Consider the following 17,342-nt stretch of genomic DNA (forward strand, 5'->3'; position numbering starts at 1 on the left):
CGCCGGGCGCGGACTCCCGTCAGGCGGACTGCTCGCGCGGAGCGACGGCGAGGTGCACGGCCGCGGCGACGACCGCGCCGAGGACGTAGGCCGCGATGTCGAGCCAGGAGAAGGTGGTGCCGACGACGAGGCGGAGCGGCGCCCACAGCTCGACCAGGCGCGCTGCGACTCCGATCGCCTGCAGCTGCTCCATCGCGATCGACCAGGCCAGCGCGATCCCGGCAGCCGTCACGCCCGGGATGCGCGGCAGGAGCACCGCGATCAGCAGCGCCACCAGGACGACGTAGGCCACTCCGCCGGCGAGGTCGGCGAGCAGCCCCGTGAGCACGAACCGCAGCGCCAGGCCCAGGCCGAGCACGGCGACGGCCGCGAGGGCGAAGCGGAGCCGCGCCCTCACCGGGCACGCTCCTCGAGGGCGCGCTGCAGGCGGTCGAGAGCGAGGAGGAACGTGCGGTCGTCGGCCACGCGCCAGCCGAGGGCGGCCGGGGCGGCGACGACCAGGGGCACGAGGACGGTGCGCGGGCGCCGCCTCGCCGCACGCAGGACGGCAGAGGCGGGCGGCGGCGCGAGGACCGCCAGGACCAGCGCGCGGACCCGGTGGGCACCCGAGGGCGAGGTGCCGACGCCCACCGAGACGATCCGATCCCACTCGGCGATGCGCAGGGCGTCTGCGCGCTCGGCGGCGAGCTCGAGTCCGTCGCGGCCGACGGCCAGCACCGCGGCGGCGGCGGCCGGAGCGGCGGAGGCGGGTGCCGCGATCCGGCGTAGCGCCCGGGCGAGCTCGGGAGTGCGCAGGACGGCGAACCCCTCGGTGACGGCGGCGAGCGCCGCCAGCCGGCGCTGCCGCTCCGGGGCGGCCTGACGGACCCGGGCCCGGACGGCGGCCGGGGCGGGCAGGGGCGCGGCGAGCAGCGCGGTCGGCTCGAACCGCGTGCGCGGGGGCAGCGGGACCGCCGGCGGTGTGCGCGGCGGGGGCTCGCCCCAGTGCGGCGTCGATGCGGGATCCATGCGCCCCTCCCTCCTCGCGCGGCTCCGAGCCGCCCCTGAGATCATCCCTCCTCCGCCCTCCCGCCTTGCCGAGAGGGCTCGGCGGGCTTACCATGGAGTACCCCCCGGGGGTATGCCGCGACCGGCGTGCCGACCGGACGCCCACCGGGCCGATCGACCGGATCGGACCGGACGCACGACACAGGAGGACCCATGAGCACCAGGATCGACCTCGGCCTGACCGCGAGCGGATCGACGGGAGGGTGCGGCTGCGGCGGAGGCGGTGCCTGCGCGTGCGGCGGCCACGGCGGCGCCGGCCGCTCCGACGCCGACCACGCGGCGCAGGGCTCCCTGTCCGCCGCGTCCGTGCAGAGCTTCGGCGTCGCGGGCATGACCTGCGAGCACTGCGTCCGCAGCGTCACCGAGGAGCTCGCCGCCTACCCCGAGGTCTCGGCGGTCGACGTGTCCCTCGCCCCCGACGGGGTCTCGACCGTCACGGTCGGCTCCTCCCGGCCGCTCGGCCGCGAGGAGATCGCCGCCGCCGTCGCCGACGCGGGCTACCGCCTCGCTCCCCTGAGCTGACGTGGCCGAGACCACCGGCACCCCGCTCGAGCTCGCCATCGGAGGGATGACCTGCGCCTCCTGCGTCGCGCGGGTCGAGAAGCGCCTCGACGCGCTCCCCGGAGTCCACGCGACCGTCAACCTCGCCCTCGAGCGCGCGACGCTGACCCTCCCGCCCGGCACGACTCCGGCCGACGCGATCGCCGCCGTCGAGGCCGCGGGCTACAGCGCGACGGTCCCCTCCACCGGCGAGGCGGCTCCCGCGGAGGAGCAGGAGGAGCAGAGCGACGACGACCGCGAGCGGCGCGCCCTGCGCACCCGGCTCCGCGTCTCCGCCCTGCTCGCCGTGCCGGTGGTCCTGCTCTCGATGATCCCGCCGCTGCAGTTCGCGAACTGGCAGTGGCTGTGCCTCGCCCTCGCCTCACCGGTCGCGGTCTGGGGCGCGCTGCCCTTCCACCGCAACGCCTGGCGGGCGCTGCGGCACGGCTCCACCACCATGGACACCCTGATCAGCCTCGGGGTCAGCGCCTCCTTCGCCTGGTCGGTCTGGGCTCTGTTCCTCGGCGACGCCGGGCGGCCCGGCATGAGCATGCCGTTCGAGCTGCTGGGCAGCCGGTCCGGCCACGACGAGATCTACCTCGAGGTCGCCGCCGCCGTCCCCGTCCTCGTGCTGGCCGGCCGCTACCTGGAGGCGCGGTCGAAGCGCGACGCCGGTGCGGCGCTCCGGGCGCTCCTCCGCCTCGGCGCGAAGGACGCCGTGCGCCTCGCCGCCGACGGACAGGAGGAGCGCGTGCCCGCGTCCTCGCTCGCCGTCGGCGACGTCCTCCGCGTGCGCCCCGGCGAGACCGTCGCCGCCGACGGCACCGTGCTCGAGGGCTCGAGCGCGATCGACGCGAGCATGCTCACCGGCGAGAGCGTGCCGGTCGAGGTCGGCCCCGGCTCGACCGTGACCGGCGGAGTTCTCAACGCCCACGGCCTGCTCACCGTCCGCGTCGACCGCGTCGGCTCCGAGACCACGCTCGCGCGGATGGGCCGTCTCGTCTCGGACGCGCAGGCCGGCAAGGCGCGCATCCAGCGGCTCGCCGACCGCGTCTCCTCCGTCTTCGTGCCGGTCGTGGTGGTTCTCGCCCTGGCCACCCTCGCCGGCTGGCTGATCGCCGGCGCCGACCTCGCCGCCGCCTTCTCTCCCGCCGTCGCCGTCCTCGTCGTCGCCTGCCCGTGCGCGCTGGGCCTGGCCACCCCGACCGCCGTCCTCGTCGGCACCGGCCGCGGCTCCCAGCTCGGGATCCTCCTCCGCGGGCCGGAGGTGCTCGAGGCCGGGCGCCGGATCGACACGGTCGTGCTCGACAAGACCGGCACGCTCACCACCGGCGCCTTCCAGGTCGTCGAGTCCAGCGACGACGAGAGCCTGCGGATGCTCGCCGCCGTCGAGCGCGGGTCGGAGCATCCGCTCGCCGCAGCGATCGTGGCCGGGGCCGCGCACCTCGACGTCCCCGAGGCGACCGGATTCCGCTCCAGCACCGGGTTCGGCGTGCGCGCCCGGGTCGAGGGCCGCCTGGTCGTCGCCGGCCGGCTGCGCTGGCTGGAGGAGCAGTGGGGCTTCGCGCCGGGCGGTCTCGCCGAGCGCGCCGAGCGAGCGACCGCCGAGGGCGGCACCGTCGTCGGCGTCGGCTGGGAGGGGGCGCTGCGCGGCTTCGCGGTCCTCCACGACGAGCCGAGGCCGGAGGCGTCCCGCACCGTCCGCGCCCTGCGCGAGCGGGGCCTGCGGGTGATGGTGCTGACCGGCGACAACCCGCGGGCGGCGCAGGCCGTCGCCTCGGCCGTCGGCATCGACGAGGTCGTCGCCGAGGTGCTGCCGGAGGAGAAGCTCGCGGTGATCGAGCGCCTCCGTGCGGAGGGCCGCCACGTCGCCTTCGTCGGCGACGGTGTGAACGACGCCGCCGCGCTGGCCGCCGCGGACGTGGGGATCGCGATGGGCGCCGGATCGGACGCGGCGATCGAGGCGAGCGACATCACCCTCGTCGGCGACGACCTCGGCCGGGTGCCCGACGCCCTGCGCCTCGGGCGCCGCACCCTTGCGGTCATCCGGGGCAACCTCTTCTGGGCCTTCGCCTACAACGTGGCCGCGATCCCGCTCGCGATGGCCGGACTCCTGGGGCCGCTCGTGGCCGGCGCCGCGATGGCGTTCTCGAGCGTCTTCGTCGTGCTGAACAGCCTGCGGCTGCGGTCGTTCCGCTGAGTCCCGGCGGGCCGTCCGGAGTTCCCTCGCGGAGCTCTTGACGGCCCGCCCGCGGATGGCGAGGGTGAGCGCATGAGCCTCTTCATCACCTGCCCGGTCGACGACGTCGAGCGCGCCACCGCCTTCTACACCGCGCTCGGCTGGACCCTGAACACCGAGATGTCCCGCGAGGACGTCTCCTGCTTCGCGATCGGTCCCGACACGTCCGTCATGCTGGCTAGCCGCGCGATGTACGAGAGCGTCGGCGCCACCGAGGAGCTGATCGGCGCCCCCGGCACCCCCTCGAAGGTGACCGTCTCGTTCGACCTCGACAGCCGCGAGGCCGTCGACGAGCTCGTCGAGCGGGCCGCTGCCGCGGGAGGCCGGATCGGCGACACCGACGACTACCCCTTCATGTACCAGCGCCAGTTCGACGACCTCGACGGCTACCACTACTCCCCGTTCTGGATGAAGCCGGGCGGCGACGCGGCGGAGTGACGGGGCGGCGCGGACTCACTCCGCGTGCCGCAGGCGGTGCCGCCGGACCGCGGCCCGGTTCGCGCAGCGGACGGAGCAGTACCGCTGCCGGCCGTTCCGCGTCACGTCGACGACGACGTTCCGGCAGTGGTCGCCCGGCGCCCGACCGGCCTCGCACCGCAGGAGGCGGCCCATCCCCCGGGTCGTCAGGTGCAGCGCCGTGCCGACCGCGATGACGGCGTGGAGGACGTGCGCCAGGGACTGGTCCTGGTCGCGGTAGTGCAGGTGCCAGCCCTCGTCGTCGTGGTCGGTCAGGCGCGGATACGCGGCGATCGCGGCCATCTGGCGGTTCAGCGACGTCGCCCGGTCGCTCGGAGTCGGCGCGTCGACCACTTCCAGCCACTCGTCGATCACGTCGCGCGTCCGGGCGTGGTCGTCCGGGCCGGACTCGAAGGCCATCGTCATGCCGTATTCGCGCGTGCGCGCCTCGATGCCCTTGCGGTCGGACGGCCAGTCGTTCGCGAGGGAGGCGGCGAGCAGGACCGCGTACTCGCCGTAAGGGTTGAGCTGCATAAGACCATGACAGCACAGTGGCTCCCATGCGCACCTCCACACCCTCCCCGCACCCCTCCGAGCCGCTCGCCCCCGCCGTCGATCCGCACGAGCACGGCTGGACGACCGAGTCGGCCCACCGGACCAGCGAGGGCGTCGTCGTGTACGTCTGCTGCGACGACTGCGGGACGCGGCGCGTGGACGTGCGGACCGGACGTCAGGATCCCCCTGCCGCTCTCAGCCGCGTCCTGCCCGCCTCCGACCACCGCTCCCGCCGTGGAGCAGAGGGAGGATGAGGGCATGATCGCCGACCTGACCCTCCCCCGCGACGCCGGCCCCGGGGAGAGGAGCCTCCTCCTCCGCCGCGCGGTGCTCCACGACCTCCCCGCGCTCGTCCGGCTCCTCTCCGACGACCCGATCAGCGCCGGGCGCGGAGACGTCGCCGCCGAGGAGGACGAGGCCGCCTACGAGGCCGCCTACCGGAGCATCGCGCAGGACCCGGGAAACGATCTCGTGGTCGCGGTGGACGGCGCCGGAGCCGTGGTCGGGACGCTGCAGCTGACCGTGATCCCCGGGATGGCGCGCCGCGGCAGCTCCCGCCTGCTCGTCGAAGCGGTCCGGGTGGCGAGCGCCGAGCGGTCGGCCGGGATCGGCACGGCCCTGATGCGCTGGGTGCTGGACGTCGCTGCGATCGAGCTCCGCACGCCGCTCGTCCAGCTGACCTCGGACGCCGCCCGCACCGACGCCCACCGCTTCTACCTGCGCCTGGGCTTCGTCGACTCGCACGTGGGCTTCAAGCGCCGCGTCGAGCTGCCGGGCTCGTAGTGGCGGTGCGGGCAGCCCGTCCGGACGCCTGATCGGCGTGTCCCCGCAAGCACGACCGGCGCAGGAGGGGACGCCCCGAGCGGAGGCCCGGACGGCACTGCTCGCCTCTCCCCGGCCGACGTGATTGGCTGGCCCGATGAGAACCGAGACCCGCCAGGGCGTCCCCCTCCTGCTCGTCGACGACGACGGAGGCGCGCTCTCGACCCCGGACGACGCGATCGCGCTGATCGGCGAGACCTACGGCGGCGACGTCGAGACGATCGTGGTGCCCGTCGGCCGGCTCGACCCCGAGTTCCTCCGCCTGCGCTCCGGCATCGCCGGCGAGTTCGTGCAGAAGTTCGTCTCGTACGGCAAGCGGCTGGTGATCCTCGGCGACGTCAGCGGGCCGGTGGCGGAGTCGAGCGCGCTGCAGGCCTTCTTCATCGAGTCGAACCGCGGCGACCACCTCTGGTTCGCCGCCGACCTCGAGGCGCTCGACGCCCGCCTCCGCAGCTCCGGGACCGCGACCGAGCCCGGCGCCGACGGCGGAGTGGAGCCGACGCCCGGCCCCGCCCGCTGATGCCCCTGCTCCAGCCCGGCCCCGACGGCTCTCCACCCGAGGTCGACGGCCCGGTCCGCCTCCTCCTGCTCGCCGACACGCACCTCCCGAAGCGGGCGAAGGCCCTCCCGGACGAGGTGTGGCGCGCGGTCGACGAGGCCGACCTGGTCGTGCACGCGGGCGACTGGGTCGACGAGGCGACGCTGGACGCGCTGGAGGAGCGGGCGGCGCTCCTGCTGGCCGTGTGGGGCAACAACGATCCGGAGCCGCTGCGCGCCCGCCTGCCCGAGGTCGCGCGCGCCCGCGTCGCCGGCCTCGACGTCCGCGTGGTGCACGAGACCGGAGCGGCGACCGGCCGCGAGACCCGCGCCGACGCCGCCCATCCGGGTGCCGACGTTCTCGTCTTCGGGCACAGCCACATCCCCTGGGACACCGTCTCCCCGGCGGGTCTCCGCCTGCTCAATCCGGGCTCCCCGACGGATCGGAGGCGCCAGCCGGCCTGCACCTTCCTGACCGCCGTCGCCGACGACGGAGTGCTCCGCGACGTGCACCTGACCGCCCTGCCGCTCCGGGCACGAACCATTCCCGGCGGCGGCGCAAGGGGGTCACAGAGCATTTAGGTCGGCCTAAGCTCACCTGGATGAGCAGCTCACACGACCACCCCGACTCCGCGCACCTGCGCCCGGAGGGTCTCGACGACGCCACCGTGGCGGCGCTCGGGAAGCTCTCGGAGGCGCTCGAGACGGTCGAGCACGCCCGCGGTCTGCTCTACGGCTTCCACCGGCTCACCGGCGCGGCCGACCTCGCTCTGGGCGAGGCCGTCGACGCGCTGCGCGAGGCCGGCCACGCCGCGACCGCCGAGCGGATCGAGGCCGAGCTCGTCGGCCGCAACGTCATCGAGGGGCGCTGGACCTTCCAGATCGTCGAGGACTACGACGACACCTACTACGCCGCGTTCCGGGAGCAGGAGCGCGCCGCGCGCGACGAGCTCGCCGGCGGACGCCGCCACCTCTTCGAGTCCGAGATGAAGGAGGACCGCCGCTCCGGCGGCCGCCGCCACCACGAGTCGCGCCCGGAGGCGGGCTCGTGAACGCCGTCATCCGGATGCACGCCTCGTCGCTGCGGGTCAAGGCGGTCACGCCGGGCCGCGGCGGACGCGGCACGCCTCCCGAGCCCGAGGCGACGATGCGGCGCACCACGCTCAGCATCGACGGCCGCCGCTTCCTCCTCGCCGTCTCCCTCGACACCGAGGAGCTCGAGAAGCGCCTGGTCGAGGCCGTGCGCAACCGCGGCGACATGGTGAGCTTCACGGTCGCCGGCGAGCGCGAGGTCTGCGTGCTGGTCTCCCCGGGCGTCGCGGTCATCCTCGAGCACGAGGACGTCCCGGTCGAGGATCCGGATGCCGAGGACGCGCCGATCCTGTACGACGACGTCGAGTACCTGACCTGATCCGTCGGCGGCCGGTCCCGGCCGCCGGTCCGGGCGCGGCTCTCGACTCGGGTCGTCCACCCGCTCAGACCGCTCCGGTGCTCGCCCACAGGTGGAACGCCGCGTGCGCCCGGTGCGGCCGCCACGCCTGCGACGCCGCCTCCGCCTCCGCCGTGCTCACCCGGCCGAGCGCCTTCCGCAGCACCAGGTCGCCGGCGGGGAAGGCGTCCGGATCGCCGAGGAACCGGAGCGCGAGGTAGTCGGCCGTCCACGGCCCGATGCCCGGGATCGCGAGGAGCGCGCGCCGCTGCTCCGGCAGGTCGCCCGCGCGGTCGAGCACGGGTCCGGCGGCGAAGGCCTCGGCGACGGCACGGACCGTCCGCGCCCGGGCGTTGGTGATCCCGATCGCCGAGCGCAGCGCCTCGAACTCCGGCGCGAGCAGGGCGGCGGGTGCGGGGAACGCCAGCAGACCGCGCTCCCCCGGGGCTCCGAAGGCCGCGGCGGTCCGTCCGCCGAAGGTCCGGGCCGCGGCGACGGACACCTGCTGGCCGAGGACCGCCATCACCGCCGCCTCGAACGCCTCCGGGTACTGCGTCGCGCGCAGCCCCGGTCGGGCCGCGACGGAGCGGGCGAGCAGCGGGTCCCGCGAGAGCTCGGCGCCGATCGCCACGACGTCGGAGTCGAGGTCGAACCAGGCACGGACGACCGCGGCCGCCGGCGTCAGCACGTCCGGCTCCGCCTCCACCCGCAGCCCGGTCTCCGTCACCTCGAGCACGATCGGCCGCGGCGCCCCGAGGAGGGTGAGCAGGCGCTCCAGGCGCCGGCCGTCGGCCGAGACCCGCTCCACTCCGGGGAGGGCGTGGTTGCGGAGGAGGCTCGCGGCGCCGGCTGAGTCGAAGGGCCCGAGGGCAGGCAGGTCGAGGGAGGACGTCTCGTTCAGGGGAGCAGGACCGTCTTGCCGCGCGCGCGGCCCGACTCGACGAGGGCGAGCGCGGCGGCCGCCTCGGTCAGCGGGAAGGAGGGCCCGAGCACGACCTCGAGCTCCCCGCGACCGGCGCGGTCGAGCAGGCCCGGCCGGGCGGCGTCGCGGAGGGCGGTGCCGGGACCGGCTCCCGGTCCGCCGCCGAGCATCAGGATCCCGCCGAGGCGGGCGGCGTGCTCGAAGCCGGCCACAGTGGCGATGCGCGAGCGGTCGGCGACCAGAGCCACCGAGGCGTCCAGCGCCTCGTCGGTGCCCGCCGTGTCCAGCGCGACGTCGACGCCGCCGGGGGCCAGGGCGCGCACGCGCTCCTCCAGCCCGGCGCCGTAGCGGACCGGCTCCGCGCCGAAGCGGCGGACGACCTCCTCGCCGCGCTCGCTCGTGGTGCCCAGCACCCGTGCTCCGCGGGCGACCGCGAGCTGCACCGCGAGCGAGCCGACGGCCCCGCTCGCCCCGTGCACCAGGACGGTGTCCCCGGAGGAGACGCGGGTCGCCTCGACGAGGTGCTCGGCGGTCGTCCCGGCCAGCAGCAGGCCCGCGGCCGCCGCCCAGCCGAGCCCGGCGGGCTTGGGCAGGACCGCGCTCGCGGGCGCGACCAGCTCGGCGGAGTAGCCGCCGGAGACCCGGAACGCCACGACCTCGTCGCCCACCCGGATCGGGCCGAGCGGCCCCTCGGCCCCCTCGCCGACCGCGGTCACGACTCCGGAGACCTCACTGCCCGGCCGGACCGGCACCCGTCCGCGCCCGAACATCCCGCGCAGGAGCTTCGCGTCGGCCGGGTTCACGCCCGCGGCGCGCACCGCGATCCGCACCCTGCCGGGCGTCGGCTCCCCCGGATGGACCTCGACGGCGCGCAGCGCCCCCGGCCCGTCGAATCCCTCGGCCTGCATCGCGACGACCATGCGTCCGCCTCCCGTCCCCGGGCGCCTGCGCACCCGAGCGCGACGCTAGCAGCAGCGTCCGACCCCCGGACCCCCTGCGGAGAGCGCGGCAGCCGACCGAGAACGCCCGTTCTGGTACCGCCTACCATGGAGGGATGTCCCCGATCCTCGACGAGCGCCCTCCCCGCGAGGCGATCCTCGCGGCCGCCGACCGGCTCTACTACGAGCGCGGCATCCAGTCCGTGGGGATGGACGAGCTCCGCACGGCCGCGGGCGTCTCGCTGAAGCGCCTCTACTCGGAGTTCCCGAGCAAGGAGTCGGTGGTGGTCGCCGTCCTGCACGGCCGGCACGAGCAGTGGACCCTCGGCGTGACCACCCGGGTCGCCGCGGCGGACGGACCTCGCGGCAAGCTGCTCGCGATCTACGACTTCCTCTTCGACTGGTTCTCCGAGGACTCGTTCCGCGGCTGCGGCTTCATCAACGCCTTCGGGGAGCTCGGCTCGTCGAACCCGATGGTCGCCGAGATGGCGCGCGACCACAAGGAGACGTTCCAGCGCTTCCTCGCGACCCTCGCCGAGGGGGCGGGAGGCGGCGCCGAGCTCGCCGCGCAGCTCGCGATCCTCGCCGAGGGCGCCCAGACCACCGCGGCCATCGCCGGAACCCCGGAGGCCGCCCTGCACGCGCGTCGCGCCGCCGAGATCCTCATCGACGCGGAGACGCGCCCCGTCTGAGGTACGCCGCGCGCGGGATCAGGCCTCGCCGCCCCCGGGCGGGCCGACCACCAGCAGCGCCGCGAAGACCACGGCGACCAGAGCCAGGACCAGCGCCCCGGCGAGCACGGGCCGCGCGAGCGCCCAGCGGAGGAGCCGGTTCGTCACGCGCCGGTCGCGCGGGTCGTCCGTGGCGTGCGTCCGCCACGGGCCCTCCAGCAGGCCGCGGCGCTCGAAGCCGCGCTCCAGCGGGACCGTCGCATAGGGCACGACCGCGCTGACGACCGCGAGCGCCGTCGCGCCCGCCGACCACCGCTGGTTCACCGCGAGCACCAGGGCCGCGGCTCCGTAGGCGAGGAACGCGAACCCGTGGATCGGCCCGGCGACGCTCACCGGCCAGTCGCCGGCTCCGGCCGCGTACTTCAGCAGCATCCCGACGATCAGGAGAGTCCAGGTCACCGCCTCGACGATCGACAGCAGGCGGAAGAGGCGGCGCGGGCTCATGGGATCGGCTCCGTTCGGTCCGCGGCGACGCGGCTCGGGGTCGGTCGAGGGTCGCCCGGAGCCTACGGGAGCACGCTCGCGAGGAACCTGAGCGGACGGGGACCGCTCGGAGTGCTCAGCCCAGCCAGCCGGTGAGCGAGAGGGCCGTCACCGCGCCGACCAGGCCCGCGGCGACGAGGGCGACCGTGCCCGTGACTCCGCTGCGGGTGGGGGCTGCGGCCGGGCCGCCGGCCAGGCGCGCCCACAGCCGGCGTGCCACTTCCTCGGCGGAGGGGCGGTCGGCGGGGTCGAGAGCGGTCATCGCGGTCAGCAACTCGCGCCACTCCGCCGGGACCGACTCCGGGACGACGGGCGCGTGGTGGAGGCGCTGGATCGAGATCTCGAGCGTCGTGCCGGTGTAGGCCCTGCGGCCCGAGACGGCCTCGAGCAGGACCAGCCCGAGCGAGTAGACGTCGGACGCCGGTCCGACCGGGCCGGAGCCGAGGCTCTCGGGGCTGAGGTACGCGGCGGTGCCCACCAGCACGTCGGAGCGGGTGAGCCGGGCGTCGTCGACCGAGCGGGCGATACCGAAATCGCTGAGCTTGGCCTCGTGCGCGGAGAAGCCGGATGCGGTGGCGCGCGAGCGGACGAGGACGTTCTCGGGCTTCACGTCGCGGTGCAGGACGCCCTGCGCGTGCAGGTGCGCGAGAGCATCGGCCACCTGAGCGCCGACCTCCGCGACGAGCCGCTGATCGCCGGAGCCGAACCAGACGGCCGCCGGGTCGCTGCGGTCGAAGTACTCGAGGACGAGGAACGCGAGGTCGCCCTCCTCGCCGGGGATCTCGCCCTGGTCGAGGACGTCCACCACGGAGGCGTGACGCGAGTCGATCAGGAAGCGGATCTCGCGCTCGCGACGCGCCCGCTCGTTGGGGGTGTCCGGGACGTCGCGGTGGACCTTGACCGCGACCTGGCGGGCGAGGCGGAGGTCGCGGGCGCGGTAGACGACGGCGCTGCCGCCCTCCCCCACCCGCTCGAGCACGAGGTAGCGACCGGCCAGGGTGGAGCCGACCAGCGGATCCACGACGTCGGGCAGGAGCGGCTGCAGGCGGTCGAGTTCGTCCAGCACGGGCAGCTCCCTTCGCGAATGAGTCACTAGCTCGTCTAACTAGTAGTCCCTTCGTAGTGGTCGCCGCCCTTCCAGGCAAGCACCTCGAGGGAGGTTGGCTTGTCTAGATGTTCTTGCTACGAGACTGTCTAGACTGTTCGGCATGGATGAGGTCACGCTGAAGCGACCCGGGGCCTTCTGGTTCTCGGGTGAGGCGACCGAGCCCGGAGCGGTGGAGGTCCTCGCCGCGATGCGCGCCTTCCGCACGGCGGAGGCCGCGATGCGCCGCCGGACCCGCGGATCCATGGGCATGGGCGAGAACGACCTGCTGGCCGTGCAGTTCCTCATGCGCCGCCAGCAGAAGGGCCTGCACGTCAGCCCGAAGGACCTGGCCTCCTACCTCGGCATCTCCTCCGCCTCCACGACCGTGCTGATCGACCGGCTGGTCAAGAGCGGGCACGTGGTCCGGGAGCCGCACCCGAGCGACCGCCGCGCCATCCGCATCGTCGCCACTCCCACCTCCCACCGCGAGGTGCGCGAGACGCTCGACGAGATGCACCGCCGCATGCTCGAGGCGGCCGAGACGCTCAACCCCTCCGAGGCCGGGACCGTCATCCGCTTCCTGCAGACGATGCGCGACATCGTCGAGCGCCCGGCCGACTCCGAGACGGTCGACGCCGCCCAGGAACTCGCGGGCGAGCCGATCGGCGAGTACGCCGACGGCGTGCTGGAGCAACGCCGCGCCTGACCGGCGTCGCCACGGCCGCGACCGCTCGTCCCCGGGAGTTCACTCCGAGGGTCTTCTGCCGCGCCCCGGATCCGTCGGAGAATCGAGGCGTCCGGCGGCGATGGACAGAAAACGCAGTCCGCGACGTAAGTAGCTAGCTCAACTAGTAGGAAGTCTTTCTAGCGATATAGAGTGACGGACGTCAGCCACTCGCACGTCAGATCGGAGCACACCATGGGCAACATCCTGTACGGCACTCCCCCCGCCGCCATCGAGGTCGAGGACCGCGCCCTCGCCCACCTCCAGATCGTCATCATCAACAAGTTCCGCCGCGACGAGCGCTTCCTGCTCACCCTCGACGCGAGCCCCCAGGCCGGCACCGGCCGCCGCGGCGTATGGATGCATCCGACCATCCCGATCCAGTTCGAGTTCAAGGGCAGCCGTCAGCCCACGATCAACCCGGAGTGGGTCGAGGCCCTCATGGAGCGCGCCAACAGCGGCGCCGGCCTCCGCATCGTGCCCGAGCCGACGAGCAACGCCGCCGTTCCGCTGCGCCGCGCCGAGCCCGCCGCCTGACCCTCCGCGCCGGAGCCGCTCCCGATCAGGCGCCGCCGCCGCACACCGACACGACCCGCCTTCCCGCCCGGGAGGCGGGTTCCGTCGTCTCCGGGCCTGAGAACCCCGGGAGCGCGCTCGCAAGTGGTTGACATTCCGCGCCACGGTCAGGGTCGCAGTCCTACACTGCTCCTGCGGCACGGGGTCGTTCCGGCGGGCTCGTCCCTGCTGTCGCACGCATGACCGGCCGCCGGCCGCTCGGGCCCCCCTCTCGAGCGACCGGCGGACGGCTGCGCGGCGCACCCGAAGCGCCGTCCGCGAGGTCCGCCGGAACCAGGAGCGGCCAGATGACCCACGGAACGAACAGCCTCACCACCACCGTCGACGAGGTGCGCCCGGGCGACCTCTTCTGCGCCGTCGTCGCCCACGAGACCGAGCAGTGGCGCGTCGTCGCCGTCCTCGGCATCCGCGTCCTCGCCGAGCGGGTCTCCGGAGGAGACCGCCGCAGCTTCACGCTCCGCTTCGTGCGCCACCAGCTCTCGCCGGACGTGCTCATCGCGAGGGGCGCCGCAGCGAACCGCTAGGGGATCAGGCGCTCCGCGCGGTAGCGGTCGAAGAGCGCCGTGAACGAGTCGACCGTCCGGTGGAACGCCGTGAAGCCGGCGAGGCGGGACTTGCCGATGTCGGTGACGACCTCGAGGTTCCGGCCGAGGTCGGCGTCGGTGTGCCACCAGGAGGCGACGCGGGAGAGGTCGGGCTCGATCAGCCCGTGCTCGTCGACGAGGCGCCGCCAGACGGGCTCGGCATCGGCCATCTGCTGCTCGAGCGGCTGCGGCTCCTCCCCCGGGCCGACCGGCTCGACGCCGAAGTGCTCCGCGATCCGGGTCCACATCCAGCGCCAGCGGAAGACGTCGCCGTTGACCACGTTGAAGGCCTGGTCGCGGCCCGCCTCCGACGTCGACGCCCAGAGCATCTGCTCGGCGAGGATCGTTGCGTCGGTCATGTCGGTGAGTCCGTTCCACTGCGTGAGCGAGCCGGGGAACACGAACGGGGTGCCCTCGGCACGGTGGATCGACGCCGCGACCGCGAGGGTCAGCCCCATGTTCATCGCGTTGCCGACGGCGTGCCCGATGACCGTGTGCGAGCGGTGCACCGACCAGGTGAACCCGGCGCGCCCGGCCGCGGCGAAGAGCTCGTCCTCCTGCGCGTAGTAGAAGTTCGGGGCGTCGAGGCGCTCCTCCTCCTCGTGGAACGGGGTGTCGGGCATCGCGCCCTGCCCGTACGCCTCGAACGGGCCCAGGTAGTGCTTGAGGCCGGTCACCAGCGCGACGTGCTCGACGGGAGCGTGCGCGAGCGCGGCGAGGAGGTCGCGGACCATGCCGCCGTTGACCGCGATGTTCTCCTCCTCCGTCGCCTGGCGCGACCAGGCGGTGAAGAAGACGTGCGTGGGGCGCTGGTCGGCGAGCACGCGGGCCAGGTCCTCGGCGGAGCGCAGGTCGGCGGCGAGCGGAGTGACGCCGGGGCGCGCGTCGATCGGGCGGCGCGAGAGGGCGGTCACCGGCCAGCCCTGCTCGGTGAGCAGGTCGACGAGGGCGGAGCCGCCGATGCCGGTCGCACCGACGACGAGGGCGCTGCGGGGGTCGGACGGGGGGACGGGAGTGGTGGAGGACATCCCCTGGGCCAACAGCCCCGGGGGCGAGGCATTCCCCGATCCGGGCGTCACGGAGGGACACCGGGCGTCACGGAGGGACACCGGGCGTCACGGGCGGACCGCGGACCGGGCTCCTCCCCTACCGTCGAGCACGAGCCGCCCGGGGTGGGCGCAGCGGAACAGGAGCCGACGATGACCGCGACCGACGTGCGGGCCGTGCCCGAGGTGGACTACGAGGAGCTGGCGGGGCGGTTCCGGCCGCTGTTCGCCGAGATCGCGGCGGGGGCGGCGGCGCGCGAGAGCGCGCGCCAGCTGCCGGTCGCACAGATCCGAGCGCTGGCGGAGGCCGGGTTCGGCGCGGTGCGCGTGCCGCTGGAGTCCGGCGGGGCCGGCGCGAGCCTCCCCCAGCTGTTCCGCCTGCTGACGGAGCTGGCCGCCGCCGACTCCAACCTGCCCCAGGCGCTCCGCGGCCACTTCGCCCTGGTCGAGGACCGGCTCCTCGCGACCGACGGGACCCGCGAGCGCTGGCTCCGGCGCTTCGCCGACGGCGAGCTCGGCGGCAACGCCTGGACCGAGGTCGGCACGGTCGCGATCGGCGACGTGCAGACGAAGGTCGCTCCGGTCGAGGGCGACCCGACGCGGTTCACGGTGACCGGCACGAAGTACTACTCCACCGGCAGCGTCTTCGCCGACTGGATCGACACCTTCGCCCAGCGCACCGACACCGGGCAGAAGGTGATCGCGATCGTCGACGCTCGCCAGGCGGGCGTCGAGCACGCCGACGACTGGGACGGCTTCGGCCAGCGCACCACAGGCTCGGGGACGAGCACCTTCACGGAGGCGGTGGTCGCGGCCGAGGACGTGATCGACTTCGAGACCCGGTTCCGCTACCAGACCGCGTTCTACCAGGCGGTGCTGCTGGCCGTGCTGGCGGGCTCGATCGCGGGGGCCGAGCGCGAGATCGCAGCCGAGGTGCGGGCGCGGACCCGGATCTTCTCGCACGGGAACGCCGAGTCGTTCGCGGCGGATCCGCAGATCCTGCAGGTGGTGGGACAGGTCTCGGCCGCCGCCTATGCGGGAGCGGCGATCGTGGAGCGCGCGGCGGTCGCGCTGCAGCGGGCGCACGACGCGGCCCTCGACGGCGACCCGCTCGAGGACGAGCGGCAGAACGACCTCGCCGAGCTCGAGACGGCGCAGGCCCAGATCGTCCTGACGCAGCTGGCCACCCGGGCGACCTCCGACCTCTTCGACGCGCTGGGCGCCTCCGGGGTGAGCACCCGCAAGAACCTCGACCGGCACTGGCGCAATGCGCGCACGGCCGCGAGCCACAATCCGTGGGTGTTCAAGGCGCGGATCGTCGGCGACCACGCGGTCAACGGCACCGTGCCGCCGCGGGTCTGGGCGATCGGCGCGGGGCCGAAGCGGTAGTCGCCTCGGCGCCGGCCGGGGGCGGTGGACAGCCGGCGAGGGCGGAGGAGAGGATCGAGGGGGCGGCGACGCGGCCGCCGCGGACGAGGGGGCTCGCGATGATCCGGACGACGACCGCGAGGGGCGCCGGTGCGCTGCTCGCCTGCGGGGCGGGCCTGCTCGCGCTGAGCGGCTGCACGGGAAGCGCCGACGGGGGGACGGCCCCGACGACCGCTTCACCGCTGATCTCGAGCGCTCCGACGCCGAGCAGTGCAGTGCCGACCGCGAGCGCCGGCAGCGCGACTCCGCTGCCCACCGCGACCCCGGCCACCGCCCTGCTCCCCTGCGAGGACCTGCTCACCGCCGAGGAGGAGGCGTCGCTCGCCGAGGACGGTCTCGCCCTCTCGCCCGAGACGACGGTCTACGACGTCGACTACCCCGTCGTGCAGGAGATCGCCGAGGACGGGGTGCTCTGCCGGTGGAGCGGCCAGGGCGACGTGTCGGTCGTGGTCGGGCAGCTGGCGGTCCCGGACGCGGAGTGGCCGGATCGGAGCGCCGCGCTCCTCGCGGACGGGTTCACCGCCGACGACACCGCGGCTCCGGGCTTCCTCGACGGGCCCGACGGACCGGACGAGAGCTACCCCGGCCGCGGCGTCCTCCACCGCGACGGCGTCCTCTACTACGTGAGCTACTCCGGGATCGTCGGCTCGATCGTGCCGCTCTCCGACTGAGGCGGCGGATCGAGAGCCCAGGGCGGGCGCCCAAGGTCGGCGCTGCTCCCCGTGGTCAACTGCTCGCCGTGGTGGTCGAACGACAGCGGGACTCCCGCCTCGGCGCACTCACGGCCGATCAGGTCCATGGCGTTCCAGAAGTACTCGCTCGCTCGTCGATCCCCGGAGATCGCGGAGAGCAGATTGCTCGTGGCGAGACGAGCAGCGTCGGACGCGATCGAGTTCGAGGAGCTCTCGTCGAAGCCCTCGAGGGCTTCGCGAAACGGTGGACGCAGAACGGGATCGAGTTCCGGCGCGTAGTCGTTCCACGTGCGCTCGAGCGGGACACAGGGAGCGGCCTCCTGCACGCCTCCCGGCTTCCCGCACCCGGTCAGGAGGAGCGTGGCCGCCAGTAGGGCCGGCACAGCTGTGGTGCGTCTCACGGGTCTCCTGTCGGTCGAGGGCCCGTCCCGGTCCGCTCCCGGTGCACCGGTTCCTCCGGGACGGATCGAAGGACCGTATCCGGTCCGAGCTCGCCGACCGGCGCC

General features: G+C 74.6%; 24 protein-coding genes. 15 read left to right on the top strand and 9 right to left on the bottom strand.

Annotated features, from left to right (window positions below; all coding sequences use genetic code 11):
• Window positions 1–19: 19 nt before the first annotated feature.
• Entirely contained in the window at window positions 20–397 is a 378-nt protein-coding gene (locus tag C5C63_RS17085; protein WP_181027128.1) for a DUF2809 domain-containing protein, read from the bottom strand.
• Window positions 394–1,008 (bottom strand): hypothetical protein, encoded by a 615-nt coding sequence (locus tag C5C63_RS17090; RefSeq protein WP_181067801.1) that lies wholly within the window; start codon window positions 1,006–1,008, stop codon window positions 394–396. The genes C5C63_RS17085 and C5C63_RS17090 overlap by 4 nt, the downstream gene beginning before the upstream one ends.
• Before the next feature lie 192 nt (window positions 1,009–1,200).
• Between C5C63_RS17090 and C5C63_RS17425 the strand changes: the two genes are divergently transcribed.
• The 3 genes from C5C63_RS17425 to C5C63_RS11915 all read left to right on the top strand — a co-directional run bounded on the left by C5C63_RS17425 (window position 1,201) and on the right by C5C63_RS11915 (window position 4,264).
• Window positions 1,201–1,569: a heavy-metal-associated domain-containing protein gene (locus tag C5C63_RS17425; protein ID WP_104326105.1), complete on the top strand. Its 369-nt coding sequence runs from the start codon at window positions 1,201–1,203 to the stop codon at window positions 1,567–1,569.
• Window position 1,570: 1 nt separating this feature from the next.
• Window positions 1,571–3,787, top strand: a complete 2,217-nt coding sequence (locus C5C63_RS11910) for a cation-translocating P-type ATPase (RefSeq protein WP_258065448.1) — start codon at window positions 1,571–1,573, stop codon at window positions 3,785–3,787.
• Between the two features lie 72 nt (window positions 3,788–3,859).
• Window positions 3,860–4,264, top strand: coding sequence for a VOC family protein (locus C5C63_RS11915; RefSeq protein WP_104257136.1), 405 nt, complete (start codon window positions 3,860–3,862; stop codon window positions 4,262–4,264).
• Between the two features lie 15 nt (window positions 4,265–4,279).
• On the opposite strand, the gene C5C63_RS11920 is transcribed toward C5C63_RS11915, so the two are convergent.
• The gene (locus tag C5C63_RS11920) at window positions 4,280–4,816 is read right to left on the bottom strand and encodes a CGNR zinc finger domain-containing protein (RefSeq protein WP_104326106.1); all 537 of its coding nucleotides are present in this window, start codon (window positions 4,814–4,816) and stop codon (window positions 4,280–4,282) included.
• Window positions 4,817–4,842: 26 nt separating this feature from the next.
• On the opposite strand from C5C63_RS11920, the gene C5C63_RS11925 reads away from it, so the two are divergent.
• The 6 genes from C5C63_RS11925 to C5C63_RS11950 all read left to right on the top strand — a co-directional run bounded on the left by C5C63_RS11925 (window position 4,843) and on the right by C5C63_RS11950 (window position 7,607).
• Window positions 4,843–5,091 carry a hypothetical protein gene (locus C5C63_RS11925; RefSeq protein ID WP_104326107.1) on the top strand — a complete coding sequence of 83 codons (249 nt, stop codon included), beginning with the start codon at window positions 4,843–4,845 and terminating at the stop codon, window positions 5,089–5,091.
• 4 nt (window positions 5,092–5,095) lie between these two features.
• Window positions 5,096–5,620, top strand: coding sequence for a GNAT family N-acetyltransferase (locus tag C5C63_RS11930; RefSeq protein ID WP_104326108.1), 525 nt, complete (start codon window positions 5,096–5,098; stop codon window positions 5,618–5,620).
• Window positions 5,621–5,756: 136 nt separating this feature from the next.
• Window positions 5,757–6,179, top strand: coding sequence for a DUF4180 domain-containing protein (locus C5C63_RS11935; protein WP_104233454.1), 423 nt, complete (start codon window positions 5,757–5,759; stop codon window positions 6,177–6,179).
• On the top strand, window positions 6,179–6,778 hold the full coding sequence (locus C5C63_RS11940) for a metallophosphoesterase (protein WP_104287709.1): 600 nt from the start codon (window positions 6,179–6,181) through the stop codon (window positions 6,776–6,778). The genes C5C63_RS11935 and C5C63_RS11940 overlap by 1 nt, the downstream gene beginning before the upstream one ends.
• A gap of 20 nt (window positions 6,779–6,798) precedes the next feature.
• Window positions 6,799–7,248 (top strand): hypothetical protein, encoded by a 450-nt coding sequence (locus tag C5C63_RS11945; RefSeq protein ID WP_104224173.1) that lies wholly within the window; start codon window positions 6,799–6,801, stop codon window positions 7,246–7,248.
• On the top strand, window positions 7,245–7,607 hold the full coding sequence (locus C5C63_RS11950; RefSeq protein ID WP_104224172.1) for a hypothetical protein: 363 nt from the start codon (window positions 7,245–7,247) through the stop codon (window positions 7,605–7,607). The genes C5C63_RS11945 and C5C63_RS11950 overlap by 4 nt, the downstream gene beginning before the upstream one ends.
• A 64-nt stretch (window positions 7,608–7,671) precedes the next feature.
• Here the strand turns inward: C5C63_RS11950 and C5C63_RS11955 are convergent, their stop codons facing one another.
• Both C5C63_RS11955 and C5C63_RS11960 read right to left on the bottom strand, forming a co-directional pair.
• Window positions 7,672–8,526, bottom strand: a complete 855-nt coding sequence (locus C5C63_RS11955; RefSeq protein WP_308471549.1) for an AlkA N-terminal domain-containing protein — start codon at window positions 8,524–8,526, stop codon at window positions 7,672–7,674.
• On the bottom strand, window positions 8,523–9,467 hold the full coding sequence (locus tag C5C63_RS11960; RefSeq protein ID WP_258065449.1) for an NADP-dependent oxidoreductase: 945 nt from the start codon (window positions 9,465–9,467) through the stop codon (window positions 8,523–8,525). The genes C5C63_RS11955 and C5C63_RS11960 overlap by 4 nt, the downstream gene beginning before the upstream one ends.
• A gap of 134 nt (window positions 9,468–9,601) precedes the next feature.
• Here C5C63_RS11960 and C5C63_RS11965 point away from each other — a divergent pair, with 134 nt between their 5' ends.
• A complete protein-coding gene (locus C5C63_RS11965; RefSeq protein WP_104326110.1) occupies window positions 9,602–10,177 on the top strand; it encodes a TetR/AcrR family transcriptional regulator in 576 nt (191 codons plus the stop codon).
• 18 nt (window positions 10,178–10,195) lie between these two features.
• Here C5C63_RS11965 and C5C63_RS11970 read toward each other — a convergent pair whose 3' ends face one another.
• Both C5C63_RS11970 and C5C63_RS11975 read right to left on the bottom strand, forming a co-directional pair.
• Complete coding sequence (locus tag C5C63_RS11970) at window positions 10,196–10,660, bottom strand: DUF3817 domain-containing protein (protein WP_104326111.1); 465 nt, start codon at window positions 10,658–10,660, stop codon at window positions 10,196–10,198.
• Between the two features lie 115 nt (window positions 10,661–10,775).
• Entirely contained in the window at window positions 10,776–11,765 is a 990-nt protein-coding gene (locus C5C63_RS11975; RefSeq protein WP_181110612.1) for a serine/threonine-protein kinase, read from the bottom strand.
• A gap of 142 nt (window positions 11,766–11,907) precedes the next feature.
• Between C5C63_RS11975 and C5C63_RS11980 the strand changes: the two genes are divergently transcribed.
• The 3 genes from C5C63_RS11980 (at window position 11,908) to C5C63_RS11990 (ending at window position 13,610) form a co-directional block, all read left to right on the top strand.
• Window positions 11,908–12,492 carry a MarR family winged helix-turn-helix transcriptional regulator gene (locus C5C63_RS11980; protein ID WP_104282456.1) on the top strand — a complete coding sequence of 195 codons (585 nt, stop codon included), beginning with the start codon at window positions 11,908–11,910 and terminating at the stop codon, window positions 12,490–12,492.
• Window positions 12,493–12,705: 213 nt separating this feature from the next.
• Window positions 12,706–13,047 (top strand): ATP-dependent DNA ligase, encoded by a 342-nt coding sequence (locus C5C63_RS11985; protein ID WP_104224199.1) that lies wholly within the window; start codon window positions 12,706–12,708, stop codon window positions 13,045–13,047.
• Between the two features lie 326 nt (window positions 13,048–13,373).
• Window positions 13,374–13,610, top strand: coding sequence for a hypothetical protein (locus tag C5C63_RS11990; protein WP_104225949.1), 237 nt, complete (start codon window positions 13,374–13,376; stop codon window positions 13,608–13,610).
• On the opposite strand, the gene C5C63_RS11995 is transcribed toward C5C63_RS11990, so the two are convergent.
• The gene (locus tag C5C63_RS11995) at window positions 13,607–14,698 is read right to left on the bottom strand and encodes an SDR family oxidoreductase (protein ID WP_104224165.1); all 1,092 of its coding nucleotides are present in this window, start codon (window positions 14,696–14,698) and stop codon (window positions 13,607–13,609) included. The two genes, C5C63_RS11990 and C5C63_RS11995, sit on opposite strands and share 4 nt — an antisense overlap.
• Window positions 14,699–14,869: 171 nt before the next feature.
• Here C5C63_RS11995 and C5C63_RS12000 point away from each other — a divergent pair, with 171 nt between their 5' ends.
• Both C5C63_RS12000 and C5C63_RS12005 read left to right on the top strand, forming a co-directional pair.
• Window positions 14,870–16,105: an acyl-CoA dehydrogenase family protein gene (locus C5C63_RS12000; RefSeq protein ID WP_104326113.1), complete on the top strand. Its 1,236-nt coding sequence runs from the start codon at window positions 14,870–14,872 to the stop codon at window positions 16,103–16,105.
• 98 nt (window positions 16,106–16,203) lie between these two features.
• Window positions 16,204–16,815, top strand: a complete 612-nt coding sequence (locus C5C63_RS12005) for a hypothetical protein (RefSeq protein ID WP_104266702.1) — start codon at window positions 16,204–16,206, stop codon at window positions 16,813–16,815.
• On the opposite strand, the gene C5C63_RS12010 is transcribed toward C5C63_RS12005, so the two are convergent.
• Window positions 16,773–17,237 carry a hypothetical protein gene (locus C5C63_RS12010; RefSeq protein WP_146086389.1) on the bottom strand — a complete coding sequence of 155 codons (465 nt, stop codon included), beginning with the start codon at window positions 17,235–17,237 and terminating at the stop codon, window positions 16,773–16,775. The two genes, C5C63_RS12005 and C5C63_RS12010, sit on opposite strands and share 43 nt — an antisense overlap.
• Window positions 17,238–17,342: the final 105 nt, after the last annotated feature.

Source organism: Rathayibacter sp. AY1B8 (assembly GCF_002932775.1).
Classification (GTDB): Bacteria; Actinomycetota; Actinomycetes; order Actinomycetales; family Microbacteriaceae; genus Rathayibacter.